Source organism: Kitasatospora sp. NPDC057512, assembly GCF_042802135.1.
Taxonomy (GTDB): domain Bacteria; phylum Actinomycetota; class Actinomycetes; order Streptomycetales; family Streptomycetaceae; genus Kitasatospora.
In genome coordinates, this window is record NZ_JBHVET010000034.1 from 1 (window position 1) to 24892 (window position 24892).

20 protein-coding genes are annotated in these 24892 nt (G+C 73.2%); 16 read left to right on the top strand and 4 right to left on the bottom strand.

Annotated elements, in window-relative coordinates; all coding sequences use genetic code 11:
- Positions 1 to 33: 33 nt before the first annotated feature.
- From ACFU6K_RS04440 to ACFU6K_RS04455, 4 genes are all read right to left on the bottom strand, one after another.
- Positions 34 to 2463 carry a DUF3488 and DUF4129 domain-containing transglutaminase family protein gene (locus tag ACFU6K_RS04440; RefSeq protein WP_380660839.1) on the bottom strand — a complete coding sequence of 810 codons (2430 nt, stop codon included), beginning with the start codon at positions 2461 to 2463 and terminating at the stop codon, positions 34 to 36.
- Positions 2460 to 3779 carry a DUF58 domain-containing protein gene (locus ACFU6K_RS04445; RefSeq protein WP_380660840.1) on the bottom strand — a complete coding sequence of 440 codons (1320 nt, stop codon included), beginning with the start codon at positions 3777 to 3779 and terminating at the stop codon, positions 2460 to 2462. The genes ACFU6K_RS04440 and ACFU6K_RS04445 overlap by 4 nt, the downstream gene beginning before the upstream one ends.
- Before the next feature lies 1 nt (position 3780).
- On the bottom strand, positions 3781 to 4716 hold the full coding sequence (locus ACFU6K_RS04450) for an AAA family ATPase (protein WP_380660857.1): 936 nt from the start codon (positions 4714 to 4716) through the stop codon (positions 3781 to 3783).
- A gap of 369 nt (positions 4717 to 5085) precedes the next feature.
- Positions 5086 to 5628 (bottom strand): beta-class carbonic anhydrase, encoded by a 543-nt coding sequence (locus ACFU6K_RS04455; RefSeq protein WP_380660841.1) that lies wholly within the window; start codon positions 5626 to 5628, stop codon positions 5086 to 5088.
- A gap of 550 nt (positions 5629 to 6178) precedes the next feature.
- On the opposite strand from ACFU6K_RS04455, the gene rsmH reads away from it, so the two are divergent.
- The 16 genes from rsmH (at position 6179) to ACFU6K_RS04535 (ending at position 24870) form a co-directional block, all read left to right on the top strand.
- A complete protein-coding gene (rsmH, locus tag ACFU6K_RS04460) occupies positions 6179 to 7153 on the top strand; it encodes a 16S rRNA (cytosine(1402)-N(4))-methyltransferase RsmH (RefSeq protein WP_380660842.1) in 975 nt (324 codons plus the stop codon).
- Between the two features lie 156 nt (positions 7154 to 7309).
- Entirely contained in the window at positions 7310 to 7837 is a 528-nt protein-coding gene (locus tag ACFU6K_RS04465; RefSeq protein ID WP_380660843.1) for a hypothetical protein, read from the top strand.
- A 64-nt stretch (positions 7838 to 7901) separates the two neighbouring features.
- Entirely contained in the window at positions 7902 to 10148 is a 2247-nt protein-coding gene (locus ACFU6K_RS04470) for a penicillin-binding transpeptidase domain-containing protein (protein WP_380660844.1), read from the top strand.
- Positions 10149 to 10155: 7 nt separating this feature from the next.
- On the top strand, positions 10156 to 11808 hold the full coding sequence (locus tag ACFU6K_RS04475) for a UDP-N-acetylmuramoyl-L-alanyl-D-glutamate--2,6-diaminopimelate ligase (protein WP_380660845.1): 1653 nt from the start codon (positions 10156 to 10158) through the stop codon (positions 11806 to 11808).
- On the top strand, positions 11805 to 13208 hold the full coding sequence (murF, locus tag ACFU6K_RS04480; RefSeq protein ID WP_380660846.1) for a UDP-N-acetylmuramoyl-tripeptide--D-alanyl-D-alanine ligase: 1404 nt from the start codon (positions 11805 to 11807) through the stop codon (positions 13206 to 13208). The genes ACFU6K_RS04475 and murF overlap by 4 nt, the downstream gene beginning before the upstream one ends.
- Entirely contained in the window at positions 13208 to 14269 is a 1062-nt protein-coding gene (mraY, locus tag ACFU6K_RS04485; RefSeq protein WP_359827635.1) for a phospho-N-acetylmuramoyl-pentapeptide-transferase, read from the top strand. Before murF ends, mraY begins: the two co-directional genes overlap by 1 nt.
- The gene (gene murD, locus ACFU6K_RS04490; RefSeq protein ID WP_380660847.1) at positions 14266 to 15729 is read left to right on the top strand and encodes a UDP-N-acetylmuramoyl-L-alanine--D-glutamate ligase; all 1464 of its coding nucleotides are present in this window, start codon (positions 14266 to 14268) and stop codon (positions 15727 to 15729) included. The genes mraY and murD overlap by 4 nt, the downstream gene beginning before the upstream one ends.
- A 91-nt stretch (positions 15730 to 15820) precedes the next feature.
- Entirely contained in the window at positions 15821 to 17158 is a 1338-nt protein-coding gene (gene ftsW, locus ACFU6K_RS04495) for a putative lipid II flippase FtsW (protein ID WP_380660849.1), read from the top strand.
- Positions 17159 to 17164: 6 nt separating this feature from the next.
- The gene (gene murG, locus ACFU6K_RS04500) at positions 17165 to 18271 is read left to right on the top strand and encodes an undecaprenyldiphospho-muramoylpentapeptide beta-N-acetylglucosaminyltransferase (protein ID WP_380660851.1); all 1107 of its coding nucleotides are present in this window, start codon (positions 17165 to 17167) and stop codon (positions 18269 to 18271) included.
- Positions 18264 to 19040 (top strand): cell division protein FtsQ/DivIB, encoded by a 777-nt coding sequence (locus ACFU6K_RS04505; RefSeq protein WP_380660852.1) that lies wholly within the window; start codon positions 18264 to 18266, stop codon positions 19038 to 19040. The genes murG and ACFU6K_RS04505 overlap by 8 nt, the downstream gene beginning before the upstream one ends.
- Positions 19041 to 19404: 364 nt before the next feature.
- Positions 19405 to 20637 carry a cell division protein FtsZ gene (gene ftsZ / locus ACFU6K_RS04510; RefSeq protein ID WP_380660853.1) on the top strand — a complete coding sequence of 411 codons (1233 nt, stop codon included), beginning with the start codon at positions 19405 to 19407 and terminating at the stop codon, positions 20635 to 20637.
- On the top strand, positions 20634 to 21365 hold the full coding sequence (gene pgeF / locus ACFU6K_RS04515) for a peptidoglycan editing factor PgeF (protein ID WP_380660854.1): 732 nt from the start codon (positions 20634 to 20636) through the stop codon (positions 21363 to 21365). The genes ftsZ and pgeF overlap by 4 nt, the downstream gene beginning before the upstream one ends.
- Entirely contained in the window at positions 21365 to 22153 is a 789-nt protein-coding gene (locus tag ACFU6K_RS04520) for a YggS family pyridoxal phosphate-dependent enzyme (RefSeq protein ID WP_380660855.1), read from the top strand. Before pgeF ends, ACFU6K_RS04520 begins: the two co-directional genes overlap by 1 nt.
- Positions 22154 to 22459: 306 nt before the next feature.
- Positions 22460 to 23077 carry a cell division protein SepF gene (locus ACFU6K_RS04525; protein WP_049649528.1) on the top strand — a complete coding sequence of 206 codons (618 nt, stop codon included), beginning with the start codon at positions 22460 to 22462 and terminating at the stop codon, positions 23075 to 23077.
- Positions 23078 to 23176: 99 nt separating this feature from the next.
- Positions 23177 to 23458, top strand: a complete 282-nt coding sequence (locus ACFU6K_RS04530; protein WP_030060143.1) for a YggT family protein — start codon at positions 23177 to 23179, stop codon at positions 23456 to 23458.
- Between the two features lie 59 nt (positions 23459 to 23517).
- The gene (locus ACFU6K_RS04535; protein ID WP_380660856.1) at positions 23518 to 24870 is read left to right on the top strand and encodes a DivIVA domain-containing protein; all 1353 of its coding nucleotides are present in this window, start codon (positions 23518 to 23520) and stop codon (positions 24868 to 24870) included.
- Positions 24871 to 24892: the final 22 nt, after the last annotated feature.

Here is a 24892-nt window from a genome sequence, read left to right on the forward strand (position 1 = left end):
CCCCGGCTTCGTGTCCGGAGGAGGAATCCAGGGTCAGGACTCCGGGGTGGACCGCTTGCGCCGGGTGAGGACCCGCCGCACCGGCGCGGAGACCGCCTCGGCCGCCCGGCCGCCCGCGGCGCCCGCCGCCGCCCGGGCCGCCCGCGCCGCGTCGGAGATCCGCCACCACAGCTGCGCCGAGGACGGCGGCAGCAGCAGCGCCCTGGTCCGTCCGGCCCGGCCGGCGGCCGCCCGCAGCCCGCGCCGCACGGTGCGGACGTCGGCGGCCAGCGGCTCGGTGACGGGCTGCCCGGGCGGGGCGTAGAGCACCCGCTCGGTGGCCAGCGCCAGTCGGCCGGTGGCCGCCGCCGAGTCCGCGTCCAGGTGGGCCTTCTCGGTGATCCGGTGGGCCGCCGAGCGCGGGGTGCGTGACTCGTCCGGGGGAATTCCGAGGTCCCAGGCGGAGTCGATCAGCTCGTCCCAGGCGGCCAGCACCTGGGCGTCGGTCAGCTCCGCCGCGCCGCTCCCGCCGGGCCCGCGCCGCCCGCCGCCGCCCAGCCGGCGACGGCGCACGGCCGCGCGCCAGACCATCGGGGCGAGCAGCAGGGCGAACAGCGCGAGCACCGCGGCCAGGGTGCCGAGCACCTGGCCGGAGAGCAGCCAGGACTCCTCGGCGGCCTTGGCGACGGCCTTGCCCTTGGGACCGCACTCGCCGAGCTGGCGCTGCTTGGCGGTGCAGTCCGAGCCGGAGCTCGGCAGCGGGGCGGCCGAGGCGGTCTGCGGGGCGGCGGTCGCCTGCTGGGTCGGCGCGGTGGTCGGGGTGCTGGACGCCTCGGTGTAGCGGGTCGGGACGCCGCGGCTCGGGGTCGGCTCGAAGCGCAGCCAGCCGTAGCCCGTGAAGTACAGCTCGGGCCAGGCGTGGTACATCCGGCCGGTCACCGAGTAGACGTTGCCGCCCTTGCTGTCGCCGGGGGTGAAGCCGACGGCCACCCGGGCCGGGATCTTCAGCTCCCGGGCCATCGCCGCCATGGTGGAGGCGAAGTGCACGCAGAAGCCCCGGCGGTCGCGCAGGAAGACGGCGATGGCGTTGCTGCCGGTGCCGCCGTTGACGGAGGTGTCGTACGTGAAGCCCGGCCCGGTGAACCAGGTGACCAGTGCCGTCGCCCGGTCGAAGTCGTTCTTCGCGCCGGCGGTGACGGCCTTGGCCTGTTCGGCGACGACCGGCGGCAGGTCGGTCGGGAGGGCGGTGTAGCGCTCCCTGATGTCCGACGGCGCGGTGCCCGCGAGGCGCAGCTCGTTGGCGGTGGGCCGCACGTCCAGGGCGGTGACGTGGTAGCTCAGGCCGCGGATCGCCTTGTCGCTGGTCGGCAGGACGGTACGGGTCAGCGGGTCGAGCTTCCAGGCGCTCCGGTCGGGGAGCTGGACGGACGCGGCCGGGTAGGGCATCGGCAGCCAGCTCCCCTCCAGTCGCTCGCTGACCTGGAAGTCGCCGTCGAACCGGGGCAGCTGGCTCTCGCGCAGGCCCTCGGGGGCGGGCAGCGTCGCCGGGAGGTCCTGGACGGTGGTGCTGCCGAGCCTCCAGTTGACGCCGTCGAACTGGTCGAGCGAGCCGGTCCGCAGGTAGACCTGGTCGGCCAGCGGGCTGTCCAGGGTGTAGGTGAGCAGCTCCGCGTCGGTCGGCTTGGAGATCGCGGCCTCCAGGCTGACCAGCGGGTCGAGGCTGGTCGACAGGCTCCCGCCGACGCCCTTGCCGCCGGATCCGCCGGAGCCGGAGTGCAGCAGCCCGAAGCTCCAGTGCGGGAGGACCACCGGCAGCAGCAGCGCCACCGCCAGGGCCAGCACGCCGACCTGCCGGCCGCCCGGGCTGACCCGGCCGGACTCCACCGAGCCGCGCGCACCGCCGTAGAACACCCGGCCCCAGCGGGAGACCCGGTCCTGGCCCTCGGCGAACAGCAGCAGCAGGTAGCCGGCCGCGGCGACGGCGAACCAGACCCAGCTGCCGTGCTCCCCGGCCAGGCCGTTGCCGACCGAGTACAGCGCCAGCAGCGGCAGCCCGGCCAGCGCCGAGCGCCGGTAGGTCACCGCGACGGTGTCCACCGCGACGGCGATCAGCCCGATCGCCGAGACCAGGATCAGCCGCAGTCCGGCGGTGGGCGGAGCCGGGATGGCGTACTGCTGTATGTCGTCCAGGCCGGCGGTGAAGACCTGGTCCAGGGCTCGCAGCGCGGACGGGCCGGGCAGCATCCCGCCGGCGCCGGCGAAGCCGAGCAGCAGCAGGAGGAGCAGGACCAGCAGCTGCCCGAGCGGCACCGTCCAGCGGTACACCGGGGCGCGGCGCAGGCCCGCGCCGGCCGCGGCGACCACGGCGATCACCAGGAGGGCGTGGGTGAGCCAGCTGCGGGTGGTGAGCAGCGGCATCATGCACAGCGCGGCGAGGGCGGTGGCCAGCGCCGAGTACGCGGTCAGTTTGGCCCGGGTGGTCACGCGCCGGCCTCTTCTCGGTAGGGGGCGGTCGTCCGGCTGCCGTCGGCGGCCCGCCACAGGTCCGGTACGGAGTCCCCGGCCCGTACCGGGATCACCGTCCAGCCGGCTTCGCGCAGCTGCTGGACCCGGGCCCGGAAGTCGTCGCCGCCGGTGTCCGGGGCGAGCATCCGCAGGCCGGCCCAGGTGCCGGTGTCCAGCAGGAAGGCGATCGCCCCGCCGGCGCGGCTGCGCAGCCGGCCCAGCCGGGTGGCCTGGGCGTCGTCCAGCTCGCCGAGGACGGCGACCAGCAGGCCCTCGCCGCCGGCGCGCAGCGGTTCCTCGGCGCGCGAGAGGGTGCCGCCGTCGGACAGGTCGGCGACCGCGAGGGCGTCCAGGACCAGCCCGGAGGTGTCGGCGCCGCTGTGGCTGCCGCCGGCGCCCGGCGCGGGCACCGACTGCCCGGTGTCGGTGAGCAGCCGGGTCTGGTAGCCGCGCTCCAGCAGGTGCACGGCGACCGAGGCGGCGCAGCCGACCGCCCACTCGAAGGAGGAGGCGGGGCCGCTGCCCCGGTGGGCGATCTCCCGGGTGTCCAGCACGACGGTGGCCCGGGCCTGCTGCGGCTGCTCCTCGCGGCGCACCATCAGCTCGCCGTACCGGGCGGTGGAGCGCCAGTGCACCCGGCGCAGGTCGTCGCCGGGCCGGTACTCGCGCAGGATCACGTCGTCGTCGCCGGCCAGCGCCAGGGTGCGGCTGTGGCTCTCGCCCTGGCCGATCCACTCGCCGCTGAGCCGTACCGACGGCAGCGCCTGGACCTGGGGGACGACGGTGAGGACGTCGGAGGCGGTGAAGGCGCGGGTCACCTCGCACATCCCGAACGGGTCGGACAGCCGCAGCTGGAGCGGTCCGAGCGGGTAGCGGCCGCGCAGGTCGGAGCGGACCCGGTAGGAGACCTCGCGGTGGCCGCGCGGCTCGACCCGGTCCAGCACGAAGCGCGGGCGCGGCCCGAGCACGTACGGGACCTTGTCCTCCAGCAGCAGCACCCCGGTGGGCACCCGGGAGACGTTGTCGACCCGCAGGTGGACCCGGGCCTCCTGGCCGGCGACCGCCCGGCGCGGGCTGAGCCGGCGTCCGCTGGCCACCCGGTAGCGGGTGTTGGCGACCACCACCACGGCGGCCAGCGGCAGCGCGGCGAGCAGGACGCCGACGCGCAGCAGCGCGTCCTGGTCGAGCAGGTAGGAACAGGCCACCGCGGTGACCCCGGCGGCGAGGAAGGACCGCCCCCGGGTGGTGAGACCGCGGAACCCGGCCCGCAGTCCCGATGATTCGGACTGGGCCACCTCAGCCCCTCCGGACGGCCGGGCCGCCCTGCGGGCGCGGCAGCGGCAGCCGGGCGACCAGGTCGGCCACGATCTGCTCGGAGGTGCGGCGGCTGAGCTGGGTCTCGGCGGTCGGCATCAGACGGTGCGCCAGGACCGGGACGGCGAGGCGCTGGATGTCGTCCGGGGTGACGTAGTCGCGCCCGTCCAGCGCGGCGGCGGCGCGGGCGGCCCGGACCAGGTGCAGGGTCGCGCGGGGCGAGGCGCCCAGGCGCAGCTCGGGGCTGGTGCGGGTGGCGCCGACCAGGTCGACGGCGTAGCGGCGGACCGGGTCGGCGATGTGCACGGTGCGGACCAGGTCGATCAGCTTGAGGATGTCGGAGGCGTGCGCGACCGGCTGGAGGTCCTCCAGCGGGCTGGCGCCGGCGTGCGTGTCGAGCATCGCGAGCTCGGCCTCGGGGCTGGGGTAGCCGATCGAGATCCGGGCCATGAAACGGTCGCGCTGGGCCTCCGGCAGGGGGTACGTGCCCTCCATCTCGACCGGGTTCTGGGTGGCCACGACCATGAACGGCGAGGGCAGCTCGTAGCTGGTGCCGTCGATGGTGACCTGGCGCTCCTCCATGGACTCCAGCAGCGCGGACTGGGTCTTGGGCGAGGCGCGGTTGATCTCGTCGCCGACCACGACCTGCGCGAAGATCGCGCCCGGGCGGAACTCGAAGTCGTGCCGCTGCTGGTCGTAGATGTTGGTGCCGGTGACGTCCGAGGGCAGCAGGTCGGGCGTGAACTGGATGCGGCGCACGGTGCAGTCGAGCGAGCGGGCGAGCGCCTTGGCCAGCATGGTCTTGCCGACGCCGGGCACGTCCTCCAGCAGCAGGTGGCCCTCGGCGAGCAGGACGGTCAGGGCGATCCGGACGGCCTCCGGCTTGCCCTCGATCACGCTCTCGACGTTGGCACGCACGCGGTCGACGACCGCGGCGAGCTCGGGGAGCCCGGTCTGCCGGAACCCGCCCGCCCGCTGCGGTTCGCCCCCCGCGGGACTGCCGAGTCCGGCCTGATCGTTGTAGCTCGTCACCCGTATACGCTCCCTGGCACCCTGTGCCCGCCCCGTCCCGAGGCCGGACCCCACCCCATGCTTGACGCGGCCGTCCCGGGGGCGGTTCCGAACGAGGAGCCGGCGGCCGGGAAGGCGGCCTGCGGCCTGGCCGCCCCAGGTGGTTCGGGGTCCGACCGGCAGGCGCATTCTCCCCTGCGGGACGGCCGGAAGTCACCATTCGGGGGTGCCCGAATGCCCGGACGCCGTCGGCCGGGCAGGGTCGGGGCGGGTCGCTCAGTCGATCTCGCGGAGCAGGCCGGTGTGGACGTCGAAGACGAAGCCGCGGACGTCGTCGGTGTGCGGCAGGAAGGGAGAGGTACGGACGCGCTGCATGGACTGGCGGACGTCGCCGTCCAGGTCGACGAAGGCCTCCACCGCCCACTGCGGGCGCTGGCCGACCTCCAGCTCCAGCTCGCGGCGGAAGTCCTCGGTGAGCCCGAGCAGGCCGCAGCCGGTGTGGTGGATCAGCGCGATCGAGCGGGTGCCGAGGGCGCGCTGGCTGATGGTCAGGGACCGGATGGTGTCGTCGGTGACGACGCCGCCGGCGTTGCGGATGACGTGGGCGTCGCCGAGTTCGAGGCCGAGCGCGGCGAACAGGTCGAGCCGGGCGTCCATGCAGGCGACCACGGCGATCCTCTGCACCGGGCGGGCGTCCATGCCGCCGTCCCGGAAGGTCACCGCGTAGGCGCGGTTGGCCGTGACGAAGCGGTCGATGACGGTGGGTCTGGCAGGGTCGGCAGCGGCGTTCGGCGAGGGCCGGTCGGGTGTCACTGTCATGGGGGCGACGTTAGTGCGGATCGGGCCCGCGCGGTGGGGCCGGGAGCTACAGAACGGCGGGCCGTGATCGAGTGCATCGCCACAATCGGGAGGGTTCGTCCGGGCCGGTCCCGGAGCGGCCGCCGCCGACCCCGCACGCGGGGCGGGGAGGGGGCGCGCGCCCGCCGCCGAAGGCCCCCGATCCGTACCGCCGCCGGTCCGCCCCGACGGCCGCGACCTGCGGTGATCCGTACCGCCGCCCGGGTGGTGCGCCGGAGCGGGCCATTGACTGGCAGGGCCCGCGCGATAGAGTTTGCGGCGCAGTGGAGCACACCCGCCGGGGCCCGTCAACGGGGCCTCCCCGGCCGGTGCGGCCCGGTCGAAGCGGCCCGTGGCCTCCTCCCGCTCCGTGCCCACCTGGCGCACCTTCCCCGGCGCCGGGCGGTCACGACCTTCCCCTCGAGCGGGCGGGGACCACGGGCCGCTTCGTCGTGCCGGGGCACGGTGGGCGAGAATGGTCGCAGCTCCCGGACGTCGGGCTGCTCCGCACCGAGGAAGGGCGCCACCGCGCATGACCACCAACGAACCGGGCCCCAAGCACGTTCCGGTGATGCTCCAGCGGTGCATGGACGCGCTCGCACCGGCGATCTCGCGCCCCGGGGCCGTCGTGGTGGACGCCACCCTCGGCCTCGGCGGGCACAGCGAGGCGCTGCTGACCCAGTTCCCGGAGGTGCGGCTGGTCGCGGTGGACCGCGACCCTTCGGCGCTCAAGCTGTCCGGCGAGCGGCTGGCCCCGTTCGGCGACCGGGCGACCCTGGTGCACGCCGTCTACGACGAGATCCCCGAGGTGCTGGAGCGCCTGGACATCGACCGGGTGGACGGCGTCCTGTTCGACCTCGGCGTCTCCTCGATGCAACTGGACGAGGCGGAGCGCGGCTTCGCGTACGCGCAGGACGCGCCGCTGGACATGCGGATGGACCAGACCCGGGGGATCAGCGCGGCGGAGGTGCTGAACACCTACGGCCACGGCGACCTGGCCCGCATCCTCAAGGTGTACGGCGAGGAGCGGTTCGCCGGGAAGATCGCCTCGGCGATCCTGCGGGAGCGGGAGAAGGAACCGTTCACCACCAGCGCGCGTCTGGTCGAGTTGGTGCGGAACGCCATTCCGGCGGCGACCCGTCGGACCGGCGGGAACCCGGCGAAGCGGACGTTCCAGGCGCTGCGGATCGAGGTCAACGGCGAGTTGGAGGTCCTGGACCGGGCGATCCCGGGGGCGCTGGACGTCCTCGCGATCGGCGGCCGGATCGTGGTGATGTCCTACCAGTCGCTGGAGGACCGGCTCGTCAAGCAGTACCTGGCCGCCGGTGCGACCAACACCGCCCCGCCGGGGCTGCCGTTCATCCCGGAGGAGCACCAGCCCTGGCTCAAACTGATCACTCGCGGTGCCGAGCTGGCCACCGAGGAGGAGATCGAGGAGAACCGGCGCGCCGCGCCCGTACGGCTGCGGGTGGCGGAGAGGATCAGGGACCGAAGCAAGCGGGGCTGACGAACCGGCCCGGCGGGGTCCGAAGGGCGGAGGAAAGCGGTGGGGCCGGTGGCCGGTGAGGTCCGGGCGGGGCGGGGAGGACTCCCCGGGCAGGGCAGGGCGCGGATCACGGTCCGGCCGGGCAGGCGTCCGGTACGGAGGCGCACACCGTTCGCGGTGCTCGTCGTGGTGCTGCTGGCGGCCGGGCTGCTCGGCCTGCTCGCGCTGAACACCGCACTCAACGAGGGCTCCTTCGAGCTGTCCCGACTGCAGAAGCAGACCACCGTGGCGACCGACGAACAGCAGAGCCTCCAGCACGAGATCGACCAGAGCTCGGCTCCGGACGCGCTGGCCAGGCGCGCCGCCGAGCTGGGCATGGTCCCGGCCGGCGGGATGGCCTTCCTGGACGTCCCCAACGGCGGCAAGGTGGTCGGCACCCCCGGCCCGGCGCAGGACAGCCCGCCGGTCAAGCGCTCCACGGCCGAGCCGTGGCCGACCAGGGCCCAGTCCGGTGCCGCCCAGCCGAGCGCGACCCAGCCCGCCGCCGGGCCGTCACCGGCCGCGCCGCAGCCGGGCGGTGCCCCGTCACCGGCCGCGCCGCCGCCCGCCCCGGCACCGGCGACGTCCGCCGGTGACTCGGTGATCCAGCTCAACCCGGTCTCGCCCGCCGCGGCCGCGAAGCCGAACGGAGGGGCGGGCCGATGAGCGAGTGGACCGTCGGAAGGTGTGACGGGCGCGAGGCGCCCGGCGAGCGCGGCGAGGTGGCCGCATGACCACTCCACGTCAGCCGGGCGGGAGCGGCGGTTCCGGCAGCGGCAACGGCCGCCGTCCGGTGCCCCGGGGCACCGCGCCGCGCGCGCAGTCCGCCGCCGGCCGCAGTCAGCCCGCCAAGGGGCAGCCCACCAAGGGCCAGCCGGCCAAGAGCCAGCCCGCCAAGGCCCAGCCCGCCCGCAGCCAGCCCGCGAAGGGCCAGCCCGCGCGCAGCCAGTCGGCCAAGGCCCAGCCCGCCAAGTCGGCCTCCGCCGGCCGTACCCCGCGGGCGCCGCAGCAGCGCCGCCCCGAGGGGCGCCCGCCGGCCCGCAGCCAGGCGGCGGTGCGCCCGAAGAGCCGTCCGCCGCTGCGCCCCAAGGCGCTCAGGCTGGCCGAGCCGAAGCGCCGGCTGCGGGTGATCTCCGTGGTGCTGTCGCTGGTGTTCTCCGTCTTCGCGGGCCGCCTGGTGCAGCTCCAGCTGGTGGACGCCGACGCGCTGGCCGCCGACGCCAACACCAACCGCTACATGAACATCCCGATCACCGCCGAACGCGGCTCGATAACGTCCTCCGACGGGGTCGCGCTGGCGGCCACCGTGGACGCGTACGACATCACCGCCGACCCGGCGATGTTCACCCCGGAGGCGACCGGCATCCCGGACGCGCCGGAGCAGGCGGCCGCGCTGCTGTCGCCGATCCTCGGCGTGCCCAAGGAGAAGATCGCCGCCGACCTGCACACCCCCAAGACCCGCTACAAGCGGCTCGCGGCCCAGCAGACCCCGGCCGCCAAGAAGCAGATCAGCGACCTCAAGTCGGGCCTGGAGAAGCAGGCCGGCTCGCGGGCCTGCCAGGCCCAGAAGAAGCTGCTCGGCAAGCCCGCCGACCAGGGCGGGCGCACCCGGGTGGACAACGAGTGCGCCAACCCGCTGGCCGGGGTGTTCAACCGGGAGACCCAGAAGCGGATCTACCCGGCGGACGGGCTGGCCGCCAACCTGGTCGGCTTCGTCAACGCCGAGGGCGAGGGCGCCGGCGGCCTGGAGCTGCAGTACCAGAAGATGCTGGCCGGCAAGGACGGCCACAGCAGCTACGCCCAGTCGGGCGGGCGGCTGGTGCCCACCGCCGGGGGCTCGATGGAGCCGGCCGTGCCGGGCAGCGACGTGAAGCTGACCATCAACCGGGACATCCAGTGGGCCGCCCAGCGGGCGATCACCGACCAGGTGGCCAACTCCGGCGCGGAGAAGGGCTACGTGGTGGTCCAGGACGTGAAGACCGGCCAGGTCCTCGCGATGGCCACCGCGCCCGGCTTCAACCCGAACGACCTGAGCCTGTCCAAGCAGGCCCAGCTGGGCAACCCCGCCCTGGTCGACGCGTACGAGCCGGGCAGCACCGCCAAGCTGATGAGCCTGGCCGCGGTGCTGGACTCCGGCAAGGCCACCTGGGACACCAAGGTCACCGTGCCCAACCGGCTGGTCCGGGCCGGGCAGCAGTTCAAGGACGACGTCAACCACGACCCCTGGTACCTGACCCTGGCCGGGGTGCTGGCCAAGTCCTCCAACATCGGCACCATCGAGGCGGTCGAGACCCTCGGCGACGGCGACCAGCTGAAGGCCAACCAGGTGCTGGACGGCTACATGCGCAAGTTCGGCGTGGCCCAGCCGACCGGCCTGGGCTTCCCCGGGGAGACCCCCGGGATGCTCAAGAAGCCGGAGGACCTGGTCGCCTCGGAGAAGTACAACATCTCCTTCGGCCAGGGCCCGCTGCAGATGAACGCGCTCCAGGCCACCTCGGTCTACTCGACCATCGCCAACGGCGGGGTGCGGGTCGCGCCCAGCATCGTCCAGGGCGTCACCGACCCGAACGGCAAGTACGCCCCGAGCGCGCCGGGGGAGCAGACCCGGGTGGTCAGCCCGGAGACGGCCAGGACCCTCACCTCGATGCTGGAGTCGGTCGTCGACGACGAGCAGGGCACCGGCGGCAAGGCCGCCATCCCCGGCTACCGGGTCGCGGGCAAGACCGGCACCGCCGACCGGGGCGCCGCCGACGGCAAGGGCTACGACGGCTACACCGCCTCATTCATCGGCTTCGCCCCCGCCGACGCCCCCCGCTACACCGTCTCCTGCACCCTCCAGGGCCCGGTCAACGGCCACTTCGGCGGCCAGCTGTGCGGCCCGGTGTTCAAGCAGGTGATGGAGTTCACCCTGAAGACCATGCAGGTCCCGCCGAGCGGCAGCCCGGCGCCGAACCTGGCCGTCGAGTGGAAGCCGTGAGCGCGGGATGAACAACGGACCGGCCGGGCCGGAGCACGGCGCGGCGGAGGGCCGGTTTGGCCCTGGACACCCTTCGGCGGATAGCCTTCCCGCCGTGCCGAAACCCGATCAAACCACCGTGAGTCCGCCCCGTCCGACCGGGACCACCGCCCTGCCGCTCGCCGAGCTGGCCGCCGAACTGGGCCTGCCGCCCGTCGAGGGCGGCGCCGTCACCGGCGTCACCCACGACTCCCGCGCGGTCCGTCCGGGCGACGTGTACGTGGCCTTCCCGGGCGCCAACCACCACGGCGCGGCGTTCGCCGGCAAGGCCGCGGAGTCCGGCGCGGTGGCGGTGCTCACCGACCCGGCCGGCGCCGAGCAGGCGGCCGCCACCGGCCTGCCGCTGCTGGTCGTCGACCGGCCGCGGGCCGTCATGGGCGAGCTGGCCGCGATCGTCTACGGCCGCCCCTCCCGGCGGCTGCTGATGATCGGGCTGACCGGCACCAACGGCAAGACCACCACCTCGTACCTGGTCGAGGGCGGCCTGCGCGGCGCCGGGCGCAGCCCGGGCGTGATCGGCACCGTCGAGATGCGGGTCGGCGAGGAGCGGATCAAGAGCGAGCGCACCACCCCCGAGGCCACCGACCTGCACGCGATCCTCGGCGTGATGGCCGAGCGCGGCGCCGACGCGGTGACCATGGAGGTCTCCAGCCACGCCCTGGTCTTCGGCCGCACCGACGGGGTCGCGTACGACGTCGCGCTGTTCAACAACCTGACCCCCGAGCACCTCGACTTCCACCCGGACATGGAGGACTACTTCCAGGCGAAGGCCCGGCTCTTCCAGCCCGGCAAGTCCCGCCACGGCGTGGTCAACCTGGACGACGAGTACGGCCGCCGGCTCGCCGCCGAGGCCAAGATCCCGGTGACCACCTTCTCCGCGACCGGCGCCGCCGCGGCCGACTGGCGGGCCGTGGACGTCCGGCTCGGGCCGGTCGGCTCCACCTTCACGGTGCTGGGCCCGGACGGCGCCGAGGCCGAGGCCTCCGTCCCGCTGCCCGGCCCGTTCAACGTCGCCAACGCGCTCGCCGCGATCACCCTGCTGGTCGCCGCCGGCCTGCCGCTGGAGCGGGCCGTGGCCGGCGTCGCCGCCGTCCCCGGCGTGCCCGGCCGGCTGGAGCGGGTGGACGCCGGACAGCCGTTCGTCGCCGTCGTCGACTACGCGCACAAGCCGGACGCCCTGCAGGCCGTCCTCGCCTCGCTGCGCGAGGTCACCGAGGGCCGGCTGCACGTCGTGGTCGGCTGCGGCGGCGACCGCGACCCGCACAAGCGCGGCCCGATGGGCGCCATCGCCGCCCGTCTCGCCGACACCGCCCTGCTGACCAGTGACAACCCGCGCAGCGAGGACCCGCTGGCGATCCTCGCCACCATGCTGACCGGCGCCGCCGCGGTGCCCGAGGCCGAGCGCGGGGACGTCCTGGTCGTCCCCGACCGGGCCGAGGCGATCGGGCTGGCCGTCGCGCGCGCCCGGGCGGGGGACACCGTGCTGGTGGCCGGCAAGGGCCACGAGCTCGGCCAGTACGTACGAGACGAGATCCGCCCCTTCGACGACCGGGAGGTGCTGCGCGAATCCATCGCGCGGACCACGGCCGCACGGGGCGACCGAGGAGTAGAGCAGCAGTGATCGCACTGACCCTCGCCGAGGTGGCCGCCGCCGTCGGAGGCACGCTGGACGGCGCCGACCCGGACGCCCTGGTCACCGGCCCGGTCGAGGTCGACTCGCGGAAGGTGGCCCCCGGCGGCCTGTTCGCGGCCTTCGTCGGCGAGCACGTGGACGGCCACGACTACGCGGCCAAGGCGGTCGGGGACGGCGCCGTCGCGGTGCTGGCCTCCCGCCCGGTCGGCGTGCCCGCCGTCCTGGTCGACAGTGTGGTGGAGGCGCTCGGCAGGCTGGCCCGCGCCGTGGTCGCCCGCGCCGAGGGCACCGCCGTGGTCGCGCTGACCGGCTCGGCCGGCAAGACCAGCACCAAGGACCTGATCGCCCAGCTGCTCCAGCGCCGCGGCGAGACCGTCTACCCGCCCGGCTCGCTGAACAACGAGATCGGCCACCCGATGACCGCGCTGCGGGTCGAGGCCGGCACCCGGCACCTGGTCATGGAGATGGGCGCCCGGCACAAGGGCGACATCGAGTACCTCACCTCGATCACCCCGCCCCGGATCGGCCTGGTGCTCAACGTCGGCACCGCCCACGTCGGCGAGTTCGGCTCCCAGGAGGCGATCGCCGAGGCCAAGGGTGAACTGGTCGAGTCGCTGCCCGCCGACGGCGCCGCGATCCTCAACGCGGACGACCGGCTGGTGCGCGCGATGGCCTCCCGTACCAGGGCGAAGGTGGTCCTGTTCGGGGAATCGCCGGACGCCCACGTCCGGGCCACCGACGTTCGCCTGGACGCCACCGGGCGGCCATCGTTCACGCTCACCACCCCGGCCGGTTCCGCGCCCGTGCAGCTGCGCCTGTACGGTGAGCACCACGTCTCGAACGCCCTCGCCGCCGCAGCGGTGGCGGTGGAGCTCGGGATGTCCGTCGACGACACCGCGGCAGCCCTGGGCGAAGCGGGTGCGCTGTCCCGCTGGCGCATGGAGGTCGTCGACCGGGCCGACGGTGTCACCGTCGTGAACGACGCCTACAACGCGAACCCCGACTCGATGCGGGCCGCGCTGCGGGCGCTGGTCTCGATGGGTGGCCGGGGCCCGGAGCGCCGCCGCACCTGGGCGGTGCTCGGCGAGATGCGGGAGCTCGGCGAGGACAGCCTGGCCGAGCACGACGCCATCGGGCGGCTCGCCGTCCGGCTGGACGTCACCAAGCTGGTGGCGGTCGGCGGACGCGAGGCGGCCTGCATGGAACTCGGCGCGAGGAACGAAGGTTCGTGGGGTGAGGAGTCGGTGCTGGTGTCCGACGCGGACGCGGCGGTCGAGCTGCTGCGCAGTCAGCTGCGGCCGGGGGATGTGGTCCTGGTGAAGGCTTCCCGTTCGGTGGGGCTGGAGAAGGTGGCCGAGGCCCTCCTGGCGGACGGTGTGGCCGTCTGATGAAGCAGATCCTTTTCTCCGGGATGATCGGTCTCATCCTGTCGCTGCTCGGCACCCCCGCGCTGATCAAGGTGCTCGCGAAGCACGGCTACGGCCAGTACATCCGGGACGACGGCCCCAAGGCGCACCACAGCAAGAAGGGCACGCCCACCATGGGCGGCATCGCCTTCATCCTGGCGACCCTGATCGCGTACTTCGCCACGAAGGCGATAACGGGCGAGAGCCCGACCGCCTCCGGGCTGCTGGTGCTCTTCCTGACCGCGGGCCTCGGCCTGGTCGGCTTCCTGGACGACTACATCAAGGTGGTCAAGCGCCGCTCGCTGGGCCTGCGGGCCAAGGCGAAGCTGGCCGGCCAGTCGATCGTCGGCCTCGGGTTCGCCGTCCTGGCGATGCAGTTCCCGGACGACCGCGGGCTCAACCCGGCGTCCCAGAGCCTGTCCTTCGTCCGGGACTTCAAGTGGGCGATCGGCCCCGTCCTGTTCGTCATCTTCGCGTACTTCATGATCGCCGCGATGTCGAACGGCGTGAACCTGACGGACGGTCTGGACGGCCTGGCCACCGGCGCCTCGGTGATGGTTTTCGGCGCCTACACCTTCATCGGCATCTGGGAGCACACCCAGAGCTGCGCCTACGCGATCACCGCGACCGCCAACTGCTACGACATCCGGGACCCGCTGGACCTCGCCGTCGTGGCCTCCGCCCTGATGGGCTCCTGCTTCGGCTTCCTGTGGTGGAACACCTCGCCCGCCAAGATCTTCATGGGTGACACCGGCTCGCTCGCCCTCGGCGGCGCCCTGGCCGGTCTGGCGATCTGCTCCCGCACCGAGCTGCTGCTCGCCCTGCTCGGCGGCCTCTACGTGATCATCACCCTCTCGGTGATCATCCAGGTCGGCTCCTTCCGGATGACCGGCAAGCGTGTCTTCAAGATGGCGCCGTTGCAGCACCACTTCGAACTCAAGGGCTGGACCGAGGTCCTGATCGTCGTCCGGTTCTGGATCATCCAGGGCCTGTGCGTCGCCGTCGGCCTCGGCCTGTTCTACGCGGGATGGGTGACCGGATGACCGACCCCGACCTGACCGGCCCGGCCCAGGCCACCCCGGACTTCGACGGCCTGCCGGTCGCCGTCGCCGGGCTCGGCGTCTCGGGCATCAGCGCCGCGCGCGTCCTGCGCGGCCTCGGCGCCCGGGTCACCGTGGTGGACGGCGGCAGCGGCCCCGGCCTGGCCGCCCGGGCCGCCGAGCTGGAGGCGCTCGGCGTCACCGTGCGGCTCGGCGACGGCGCGAGCCTGCCCGAGGGCACCGAACTGATCGTCACCTCGCCCGGCTGGGCGCCGGACAGCCCGCTGTTCGCCGCCGCCGAGGCGGCCGGGGTGCCGGTCTGGGGCGACGTCGAGCTGGCCTGGCGGCTGCGCAGGCCGCTGCCCGCCACCGGCGAGCCCGCCCCCTGGCTGGCCGTCACCGGCACCAACGGCAAGACCACCACCGTCCAGATGCTCGCCTCGATCCTCACCGCCGCCGGCAAGCGCACCGCCGCCGTCGGCAACGTCGGGGTCTCGGTCCTGGACGCGGTGCTCGCCGAGGAGCCGTACGACGTGCTCGCCGTCGAGCTCTCCAGCTACCAGCTGCACTGGGCGCCCTCGCTGCGCCCGCACTCGGCGGCGGTGCTCAACCTGGCGCCCGACCACCTCGACTGGCACGGCTCGATGGAGGCGTACGCCGCCGACAAGGGCCGGATCTACGAGGGCAACACGGTCGCCTGCGTGTACAACCTGGCCGACCCGGCCACCGAGGCGCTGGTCCGCGAGGCCGACGTTGAGGAGGGCTGCCGGGCGATCGGCTTCGGCCTCGGCGCCCCCGGCCCGTCGAACTTCGGCGTGGTGGACGGGCTGCTGGTGGACCGCGCCTTCGTCGAGGACCGGGCCAAGAACGCGGCCGAGCTGGGCGCGGTGTCCGACGTCAACCCGCCGGCCCCGCACAACATCGCCAACGCGCTCGCCGCGGCGGCGCTGGCCCGGGCGTACGGCGTCGAGCCGAAGGCCGTCCGGGAGGGCCTGCGGGCCTTCCGCCCGGACGCCCACCGGATCGCCGAGGTCGGCGTGGTCCGCGAGGTCGCGTACATCGACGACTCCAAGGCCACCAACACCCACGCGGCGGCCGCCTCGCTGGCCGCCTACCGGCCGATCGTCTGGATCGCCGGGGGCCTGGCCAAGGGCGCGGCCTTCGACGACCTGGTGCAGGGCGCGGCCGAGCGGCTGCGCGCCGTGGTGCTGATCGGCCAGGACCGGGCGGTGATCCGGGAGGCGCTGGAGCGACACGCTCCGGATGTGCCGGTGATCGAGGCGGCCGAGGGCCAGACTGGCGCGGTGGCGATGGCCGAGGTCGTTCGAACGGCCGCGTCGCTCGCCCGATCGGGTGACACGGTGCTGCTGGCGCCGGCCTGCGCCTCGATGGACATGTTCACCAACTACGGCGAGCGCGGCGACCTCTTCGCGGCGTCCGTCCGGGAGCTGGCGGGCGAGTAGGCAGGCGGGTGGACGGGCCGGCGCGGGCGCGTCGGACGGAGAGAGTGAGCGGGGAGCGGTGGCGGGGCAGGGCAGAGCGGATTCCGGCGTTGTGAAGCGGGACGCCGCCGAGCCGATGAGGGTGATCTCCGCCACCACGACCAAGTACAAGTCGGCCGGTCCGCTGGCCCGCCTCCAGGCCTTCCGGGCCCGGTGGCGGTACTGGCTGGACCGGCCGCTCACCCCGTACCTGCTGGTGGTCGGCAGCACCCTGCTGCTGGTCGTGCTCGGCCTGATGATGGTCTTCTCGGCCTCGCAGATCCTCGCCCTGAACCAGCACCACACGGCGCAGTACTACTTCCTCAAGCAGCTGATCGCGGCCATCCTCGGCCTGGTCCTGCTGATCGGCTTCGCCTCCGTCCCGGTGGCGGTGCTGCGGGTGATCACCTACCCGGTGATGATCGCGGTGATCGGCGCCCTCACCCTGGTCGCCATCCCCGGCATCGGGGTGCGGATCAACGGCAACCAGAACTGGCTGGATTTCGGCTTCTTCCAGTTCCAGCCCTCGGAGTTCGCCAAGCTCGCGCTGGTGCTCTGGGGCGCCGACCTGCTCGCCCGCAAGCAGAAGGCCGGCACCCTCAACTCGTGGAAGCACCTGCTGGTGCCGCTGGTGCCGGGGGCCCTGCTGCTGCTCGCGCTGATCATGTTCGGCGGCGACATGGGCACCTCGATGATCCTGGTGGCGATGGCGTTCGCGCTGCTCTGGATGGTCGGCGCGCCGCTGCGGCTGTTCGTGGCCACCGTCGGGGTGGCGGTGGTGGTCTGCACCGCGCTGGTGGTCACCGTCCCGCACCGGGCCGAGCGGCTGGGCTGCATCGGCGTCACCAAGCTCGACCCGGAGGGCGCCTGCTTCCAGGCCCTGCACGGCGTCTTCGCGTTCGCCAACGGCGGCGGCTTCGGTACCGGCCTCGGCGCCGGCGTGGAGAAATGGGGCCAGCTGCCCGAGGCGCACACCGACTTCATCTTCGCCGCGACCGGCGAGGAACTCGGTCTGGTGGGGACGCTGTCGGTGCTCGGTCTCTTCGCGGCACTAGGCTACGCGGGTATCCGTGTGGCCATCGGTACGAAGGACCCCTTCGTCAGGTACGCCGCGGGAGCCGCCACCACCTGGATCATGGCGCAGGCCATGATCAACCTGGGGTCGGCGCTGGGACTGCTGCCCATCGCGGGCGTCCCGCTCCCGCTGTTCTCCTACGGCGGTTCCGCCATGCTGTCGGCCATGTCCGCGATCGGTGTGCTGCTGTGCCTGGCGCGCAGCACCTCGGGCGCGAAGGCGGCCCTGGCCGCCCGGAGCAAGAACTCCCGGCTCAGGAGACAACTGGCCCGGGTGCTGCCACGACGACGAACCACAGCGCGCCCGGCCCCGGGGCCGGCACGCAGGGAGCGGTGAATTTCGGTGCATGTCGTACTCGCCGGCGGGGGGACCGCCGGTCACATCGAGCCGGCCATGGCCCTCGCGGATGCCCTCCGCAGGCACGACCCGTCCGTCGGGATCACCGCCCTGGGCACCGAGCGCGGACTGGAGACCCGGCTGGTACCCGAGCGCGGCTACCAGCTGGAGCTCATCCCGGCCGTCCCGCTGCCCCGCAAGCCCACCCCGGAGCTGATCACCGTCCCCGGCCGGCTGCGCGGTACCGTCCGGGCCGCCCAGGAGATCATCGAGCGGGTCAACGCGGACGCCGTGGTCGGCTTCGGCGGCTACGTGGCGATGCCCGCCTACCTGGCCGCCAAGCGGGCCGGGGTGCCGATCGTGGTGCACGAGGCGAACGCCCGCCCGGGTCTGGCCAACAAGATCGGCGCCCGCTACAGCGACTTCGTGGCGGTCTCCACGCCGGACAGCAAGCTGCGCGACTCCCGGTACATCGGCATCCCGCTGCGCCGGACCATCGCCACCCTGGACCGCGGCGCGGCCCGTCCGGAGGCCCGCCAGTACTTCGGCCTCGACCAGCGGCTGCCCACCCTGCTGGTCTCCGGCGGCTCCCAGGGCGCCCGCCGGCTCAACGAGACGATCACCGCGATCGCCCCGCGGCTCCAGCAGTACGGCGTGCAGATCCTGCACGCGGTCGGCCCGAAGAACGAGCTGCCGCAGGTGGCGGACGTCCCCGGGATGCCGCCGTACCGCCCGGTGCCGTACCTGGACCGGATGGACCTCGCCTACGCGGCCGCCGACATGATGCTCTGCCGGGCCGGCGCCATGACGGTGGCCGAGCTGGCGGCCGTCGGCCTGCCCGCCGCCTTCGTCCCGCTGCCGATCGGCAACGGCGAGCAGCGGCTGAACGCCCAGCCGATGGTCAAGGCCGGCGGCGGCCTGCTGGTGGACGACGCCGAGCTGACCCCGGAGTGGGTGCTGCAGAACGTGCTGCCGGTGCTCACCGACCCGCAGCGGCTGTGGGACATGAGCCGTTCGGCCGCCGAGTTCGGCCGCCGGGACGCCGACGACCTGCTGGTCGGCATGGTCTACGAGGCCATCCAGGCCCACCGCGGCGGTCGCCGCCGTGGCTGACGGCCGGCTCGCCGACCCGCTGGAGGAGGAGCTGGAGGTGGAGGAGTCCGCTCCCCGCCTCCGGCTCTCCCGGCGGGGCATCGTGGTGCTGGGCGCGCTCGGCGCCGCGGTGCTCGGCGTGCTGGCCTGGCTGGTGTTCTTCTCCTCGGTCCTGGACGTGCGCACCGTCGCCGTCCAGGGGGCGGGCGACGACAAGCTGACGCCGGACCAGGTCCGTGCGGCGGTCGGCGGGCTCGGTGACGGCCCGCTGGCGCGCGTGGACCTGGACGGCGTCCGGCACCGGGTGGAGGGGATCCCCCGGGTGGCGAAGGCCGAGGTGTGGCGGGGCTGGCCGCACACCCTGCGGGTGAAGGTCGTCCAGCGCACGGCGGTGGCCGTGGTCAAGGGGGACGACGGCCAGTTCACCCAGGTCGACGCCGGGGGCGTGAGCTTCGCCACCGAACCGGCTCCGCCCGAGGGCGTCCCGGTGGTCGAGCTGCGACTCAGTCAGCAGGCGAACGACGTCGACGGGGTGATCTCCCGTCCGCAGCTGGTGCAGGGCGCGGTGGCGGTGGCCGCCGGGCTGCCGCCGGAGGTCGCCAAGCGGGTCGGCTCGGTGCTGGTGCACTCGTACGACGACATCCAGTTGCAGCTCAGCGGGGGTGCGACGGTGCGCTGGGGGAGTCCGGAGCAGATCGACCGCAAGGCCCGGGTCCTGGTCGCGCTCCTGAACCAGAAGGGCACGAACTTCGACGTGACGGCGCCGGAGGCGCCGGCGGTGTCGGGATGATCCGGTAGGTTCTCTGCCTGAGGGAGGGGTTGACGCCTTGAAGTGTCGGCCCGACTCTTGGTGGTCACCCCCGGTTTCCTAAGCCGGCCGATGATCACATAGGCTCAAAAGAAAAAGGGAAGCTCGGCGTGTTCGTTGAAACGCGTGCCTGGAGCCACCTAGTGTCCTGTGTCACCAGACTGTGTTTCCTGGTGATGTGACGGAGACACAGAACTAACCCTAAAGGTCAAGTTTAGGGTTGGGGTCGGCGGTCGGCATTTCGGACATTCAGTCAGAAACCAGGCTCCCTACCCATCGACATCCGTCGGTACGGCCCCGCCCCGGGTCGGGCCGACCCGGAAATTCGAGGCGAGAGGCCTTCGACGTGGCAGCACCGCAGAACTACCTCGCAGTCATCAAGGTCGTCGGAATCGGCGGCGGTGGTGTCAACGCCATCAACCGGATGATCGAGGTCGGTCTCAAGGGCGTCGAGTTCATCGCGATCAACACCGATGCGCAGGCCCTCCTGATGAGCGACGCCGACGTCAAGCTCGATGTGGGCCGTGAACTCACCCGGGGCCTCGGCGCCGGCGCCAACCCCGAGGTCGGCCGCAAGGCCGCCGAGGACCACCGCGAGGAGATCGAGGAGGTCCTCAAGGGGGCCGACATGGTCTTCGTGACCGCCGGCGAGGGCGGTGGCACGGGCACGGGCGGCGCGCCCGTCGTCGCCAACATCGCGCGCTCGCTGGGCGCCCTGACGATCGGCGTGGTCACCCGCCCCTTCACCTTCGAGGGCCGCCGCCGGGCCAACCAGGCCGAGGACGGCATCGCCTCCCTCCGCGAAGAGGTCGACACCCTCATCGTGATCCCCAACGACCGGCTGCTGTCCATCTCGGACCGCCAGGTCAGCGTCCTCGACGCGTTCCGCTCGGCCGACCAGGTCCTGCTCTCCGGTGTCCAGGGCATCACCGACCTGATCACCACCCCGGGTCTGATCAACCTCGACTTCGCCGACGTCAAGTCCGTCATGTCGGACGCCGGTTCGGCGCTCATGGGCATCGGCTCGGCCCGCGGTGAGGACCGCGCCAAGGCCGCCGCCGTGATGGCGATCTCCTCGCCGCTGCTGGAGGCCTCGATCGACGGCGCCCGCGGCGTGCTGCTGTCCATCTCGGGCGGCTCCGACCTCGGCCTGTTCGAGATCAACGAGTCGGCCCAGCTGGTCAGCGAGGCGGCGCACCCCGAGGCGAACATCATCTTCGGCGCCGTCATCGACGACGCGCTCGGCGACGAGGTCCGGGTCACCGTCATCGCGGCCGGCTTCGACGGCGGGCAGCCGCCGGCGATCGTCCGCGACCCGGTGGTCAAGTCCACCACCCCGGAGCGCCCGGCCACTCCGCCGGCCGCCCCGGAGCGTCCGGCCGGCCGCCCGTACGGGACGATCGGCTCGGTGACCTCCCGTTCGGAGGGCGAGTCCTCGACCACCACGTCGAGCCGGAGCGCCGAGACCTCGACCACCACGACCGCCGCCGCCCCGGTTCCGCCGCAGGTGCAGCCGGCCCGGCAGCCGTTCGTGGAGAGCCCGGCCGAGGAGCTCGACGTCCCGGACTTCCTTAAGTGATCGATCACGCGATCCGCGCGGGTGCTCACTTCGCCTTCACCTCACGGTGGGGCGGGGTGAGCACTTCGCCGTACGGGGAGCTCAACCTCGGCGGCGCGGTGGGGGACGACCCGGAGGCCGTGCGGGAGAACCGGGCGCTGGCCGCCCGGCGGCTGGGGCTCGACCCGGCCGACGTGGTGTGGATGAACCAGGTGCACGGCGCCGAGGTCGCGGTGGTGACCGAGCGCCAGCCGCTCGGGCAGGCCCCGACGGTGGACGCGGTGGTCTCCGACCGGCCGCTCGCGCTGGCGGTGCTGACCGCCGACTGCACCCCGGTGCTGCTGGCCGATCCGGTGGCGGGCGTGGTGGGCGCGGCCCACGCGGGCCGGCCCGGGCTGGCGGCCGGGGTGGTGCCCGCGGCCGTCCGGGCGATGGTCGACCTGGGCGCGGAGCCCTCGCGGATCACCGCCGCCACCGGGCCTGCGGTCTGCGGCCGCTGCTACGAGGTGCCGGCCGAACTGCGCGCCGAGGTCGCCGCGGTGGTGCCGGAGGCCTTCGCCGAGACGTCCTGGGGGACTCCGGCCCTGGACGTGCCGGAGGGAGTCGCGGCCCAGCTGGCCGCGGCGGGGGTCAAGGAGCTGGTGCGGTCACCGGTCTGCACCCTCGAATCCGCCGATCACTACTCCTATCGCCGCGAGCAGCGCACCGGCCGGCTCGCGAGCTACGTCTGGTTGGGCTCTGATCACTGATGACGAACGACATCTACGGACCGTTCCCGGGGAGCGCCGGGTTCGTGGCGGCGCTGACGGAGGGCCAGCGGGCCCGGTACGAGGAACTCGGCACCAACCTCGACGTGGTCGAGCGCCGGATCGCGGACGCCTGCGCGGCCGCCGGGCGCGCCCGGGACGAGGTCACCCTGGTCGTCGTCACCAAGACCTACCCCGCCGAGGACACCGCGCTGCTGGCCGGACTCGGTGTGACGGACGTCGCGGAGAACCGCGATCAGGACGCCGCTCCCAAGGCGGAGCAGTGCAGAAACCTTCCTCTTGACTGGCACTTCGTCGGCCAGCTGCAGACCAACAAGGTCCGCTCGGTCGTCCGGTACGCGAACCACGTGCACTCGGTGGACCGGCTCCGGCTGGTCCAGTCGCTCTCCGCGGCGGTGCTCAAGTCGGAGCGCCCGGAGCTGGGTTGCCTGGTGCAGGTGGCGCTGGACAAGGCGCACGGGGAGGGCGAGCACCGGGCGGGGGTCGCGCCGGAGGACGTCGCGCAACTGGCCGACGCGATCGCCGACACGCCCGGGCTGCGACTGGACGGTGTGATGACCGTCGCTCCGCTGGCGGGCCCGCTGGCCGGGGATCCGGCCCGCGCCTTCGATCGACTGACGGAAATCGCAACCGCCGTACGGGCGGACCATCCGGCTGCCACCATGGTCTCCGCAGGCATGAGCGGCGACCTTGAGCAGGCGATTGCCGCCGGAGCGACACATGTGCGCGTCGGAACGGCGGTACTCGGAGTGAGGTCACCCCTCAGGTAACGTCACCGGGTAAGTAGATCAGACAGCAGGACAAAATAGGACAGAATCTAGCAGCTCTTCGGAGCGCTAGCGAACCGTGGATCGCAGCTCCGCGGCCCCCACCCCACGAAACCGACCGGCCGTCGGGCTGACGCGCCGTCGTGGAGGGACCGCGGAATCCGCAGGCAGGGCCGTCATGTGCCCGGGTTGCCGGGACGGAGCCGGTCCTGACGGAGCGAGCGGAGCGAGCGACCATCGAAGGTGCGCGCATCGCGAAGCCCGCCACCGAGCGTCAGCGAGGTGGCTATGAGCGGAGGAGACAGGAGCATGGCCGGCGCAATGCGCAAGATGGCGGTCTACCTCGGCCTCGTGGAGGACGAGACGTACGACGGCCAGGGGTACGACCCCGATGACGACTACGACGCGGACCCCGAGCCGATCCGGACGGGCCAGCGGACCGAGGACATTCCCCGGCCGGCCCCGGCTCCGGTGGCCGCCGCGCCCGCGCCGGTCTCCTCGATCGCCCCGCAGCCGGTGCCCGCGGCGGTGCCGATCCGACAGGAGACTCCGAGGATGGCCCCCGTGTCGTCCATCACACCCGAACGTCGCCACAACCTGGAGAAGAGCGCACCGGTGATCATGCCCAAGGTCGTGAACGAACGAGAGCCCTACCGCATCACCACGCTGCACCCCCGGACCTACAACGAGGCCCGTACCATCGGGGAACAGTTCCGCGGCGGCACCCCCGTGATCATGAATCTGACGGAGATGGACGACACCGACGCGAAGCGCCTCGTAGACTTCGCCGCTGGACTCGTCTTCGGTCTGCACGGCAGTATCGAGCGCGTGACACAGAAGGTGTTCCTGCTGTCGCCTGCTAACGTCGATGTCACGGCGGAGGACAAGGCTCGGATCGCCGAGGGTGGGTTCTTCAACCAGAGCTGACCCGGCCACGACTTTACGTGTGGATCTGATCAACAGTGGTTTAGCGACAGGTGACGAGCGGCAGGCCCGAGGGATCGGGACCGGGGAGAGGGAAACGCGATGGACATCGTGTGGGCGGTGCTCTACTACGCCCTGACCGTCTTCCTGGTGTTCCTGCTCGTACGACTGGTCATGGACTGGGTCTTCCAGTTCGCGCGTTCGTGGCGGCCCGGCAAGGCCATGGTCCTGGTCCTGGAGGCCACGTACACTGTCACGGATCCGCCGCTCAAGCTTCTTCGGCGGCTCATTCCGCCGTTGCGTTTCGGGGGCGTGGCGCTCGACCTGTCCTTCTTCGTACTGATGATCATTGTGTATGTCCTGATCTCGCTTGTGCACCCCTAGTCGTAGGTGAGCGATGCGACAGGATGCCGGTGTGCCGACGATCACGTTGAGGTGAAGAGATGCCATTGACCCCCGAGGACGTTCGGAACAAGCAGTTCACGACCGTCCGCCTGCGTGAAGGCTATGACGAGGACGAGGTCGATGCCTTCCTCGACGAGGTCGAGGCGGAGCTGACCCGCCTCCTCCGGGAGAACGAGGACCTGCGCGCCAAGCTGGCCGCCGCGACTCGTGCCGCCGCGCAGAACCAGGCCAACCTGCGCAAGGAGCCGCAGCAGGACGCCCCCCGACAGGGCGGCGCTCCGGTGCCGGCCGCCATATCCGGTCCGCCGGTCCCCGGCCAGCAGGGTCCGGGCGGCCCGCAGCAGATGGGCCCCGGTGGTCCGCAGCAGATGGGTCCGGGTGGTCCGCAGCAGATGGGCCCCGGCGGCCCCCAGCAGCAGATGGGCAACCAGCCCCTCGGCCTGCCCGCCGGATCCGCCCCGCAGCTTCCCGCTGCCGGCGGCCCGCAGCAGCAGCAGATGAACCAGACCATGGGCGGACAGCAGCAGCTGGTCCAGCCGATGGGCGGTCAGATGCTGCAGCCCATGGGCGGCCCCGGTGGCCCGCAGCAGATGGGCAACCCGATGGGCCAGGGCATGGGCCAGCAGCAGATGCAGCCGATGGGCGGCCCCATGGGCGGCCCGCAGCAGCAGCAGATGCAGCCGATGGGCGCCCCGATGCAGCAGCAGGGCCCCGGTGGCGACAGCGCGGCCCGCGTGCTGGCGCTCGCTCAGCAGACCGCCGACCAGGCGATCTCCGAGGCCCGTTCCGAGGCCAACAAGATCGTCGGCGAGGCGCGCAGTCGGGCCGAGGGCCTGGAGCGCGACGCCCGTGCGAAGGCCGACGCGCTGGAGCGGGACGCGCAGGAGAAGCACCGCGTCGCGATGGGCTCGCTGGAGTCGGCGCGGGCCACGCTGGAGCGCAAGGTCGAGGACCTGCGGGCGTTCGAGCGTGAGTACCGCACCCGTCTGAAGTCGTACCTGGAGACCCAGCTGCGTCAGCTGGAGTCGCAGGCCGACGACTCGCTCGCCCCGCCGCGGATCCCCGCCACCGCGTCGCTGCCGCCGGCGGCCTCGTCGATGGCTCCGGCCGGTGCCGGCGCGATGAGCAGCGGTGCGCCGAGCTTCGGCGGTGGCCAGCCGTCCTTCGGGGGCAACTCGCCGTCCTTCGGCGGGAACAACTCCTTCGGCGGCAACTCCTCGGCGCCGAGCTTCGGCGGCCAGTCGACCGGTGGCAACAGCGGTGCTCCGCAGATGCAGCCGGCCGGGATGACCCAGCCGATGGCGGCGGTCCGTCCGCAGCCGCCGCAGCCGATGCAGCAGGCTCCGGCGCCGATGCGGGGCTTCCTGATCGACGAGGACGGCGACAACTGAGGTTGTAGCGGCGCCTTCTGAG

Coding starts and splice junctions, on each gene's coding strand:
- ACFU6K_RS04455 (WP_380660841.1), bottom strand. CDS start 5,628: ATGACAGTGACACCCGACCGGCCCTCGCCGAACGCCGCTGCCGACCCT.
- rsmH (WP_380660842.1), top strand. CDS start 6,179: ATGACCACCAACGAACCGGGCCCCAAGCACGTTCCGGTGATGCTCCAG.
- ACFU6K_RS04470 (WP_380660844.1), top strand. CDS start 7,902: ATGACCACTCCACGTCAGCCGGGCGGGAGCGGCGGTTCCGGCAGCGGC.
- ACFU6K_RS04475 (WP_380660845.1), top strand. CDS start 10,156: ATGAACAACGGACCGGCCGGGCCGGAGCACGGCGCGGCGGAGGGCCGG.
- mraY (WP_359827635.1), top strand. CDS start 13,208: ATGAAGCAGATCCTTTTCTCCGGGATGATCGGTCTCATCCTGTCGCTG.
- murD (WP_380660847.1), top strand. CDS start 14,266: ATGACCGACCCCGACCTGACCGGCCCGGCCCAGGCCACCCCGGACTTC.
- ACFU6K_RS04520 (WP_380660855.1), top strand. CDS start 21,365: ATGACGAACGACATCTACGGACCGTTCCCGGGGAGCGCCGGGTTCGTG.
- ACFU6K_RS04525 (WP_049649528.1), top strand. CDS start 22,460: ATGGCCGGCGCAATGCGCAAGATGGCGGTCTACCTCGGCCTCGTGGAG.
- ACFU6K_RS04530 (WP_030060143.1), top strand. CDS start 23,177: ATGGACATCGTGTGGGCGGTGCTCTACTACGCCCTGACCGTCTTCCTG.
- ACFU6K_RS04535 (WP_380660856.1), top strand. CDS start 23,518: ATGCCATTGACCCCCGAGGACGTTCGGAACAAGCAGTTCACGACCGTC.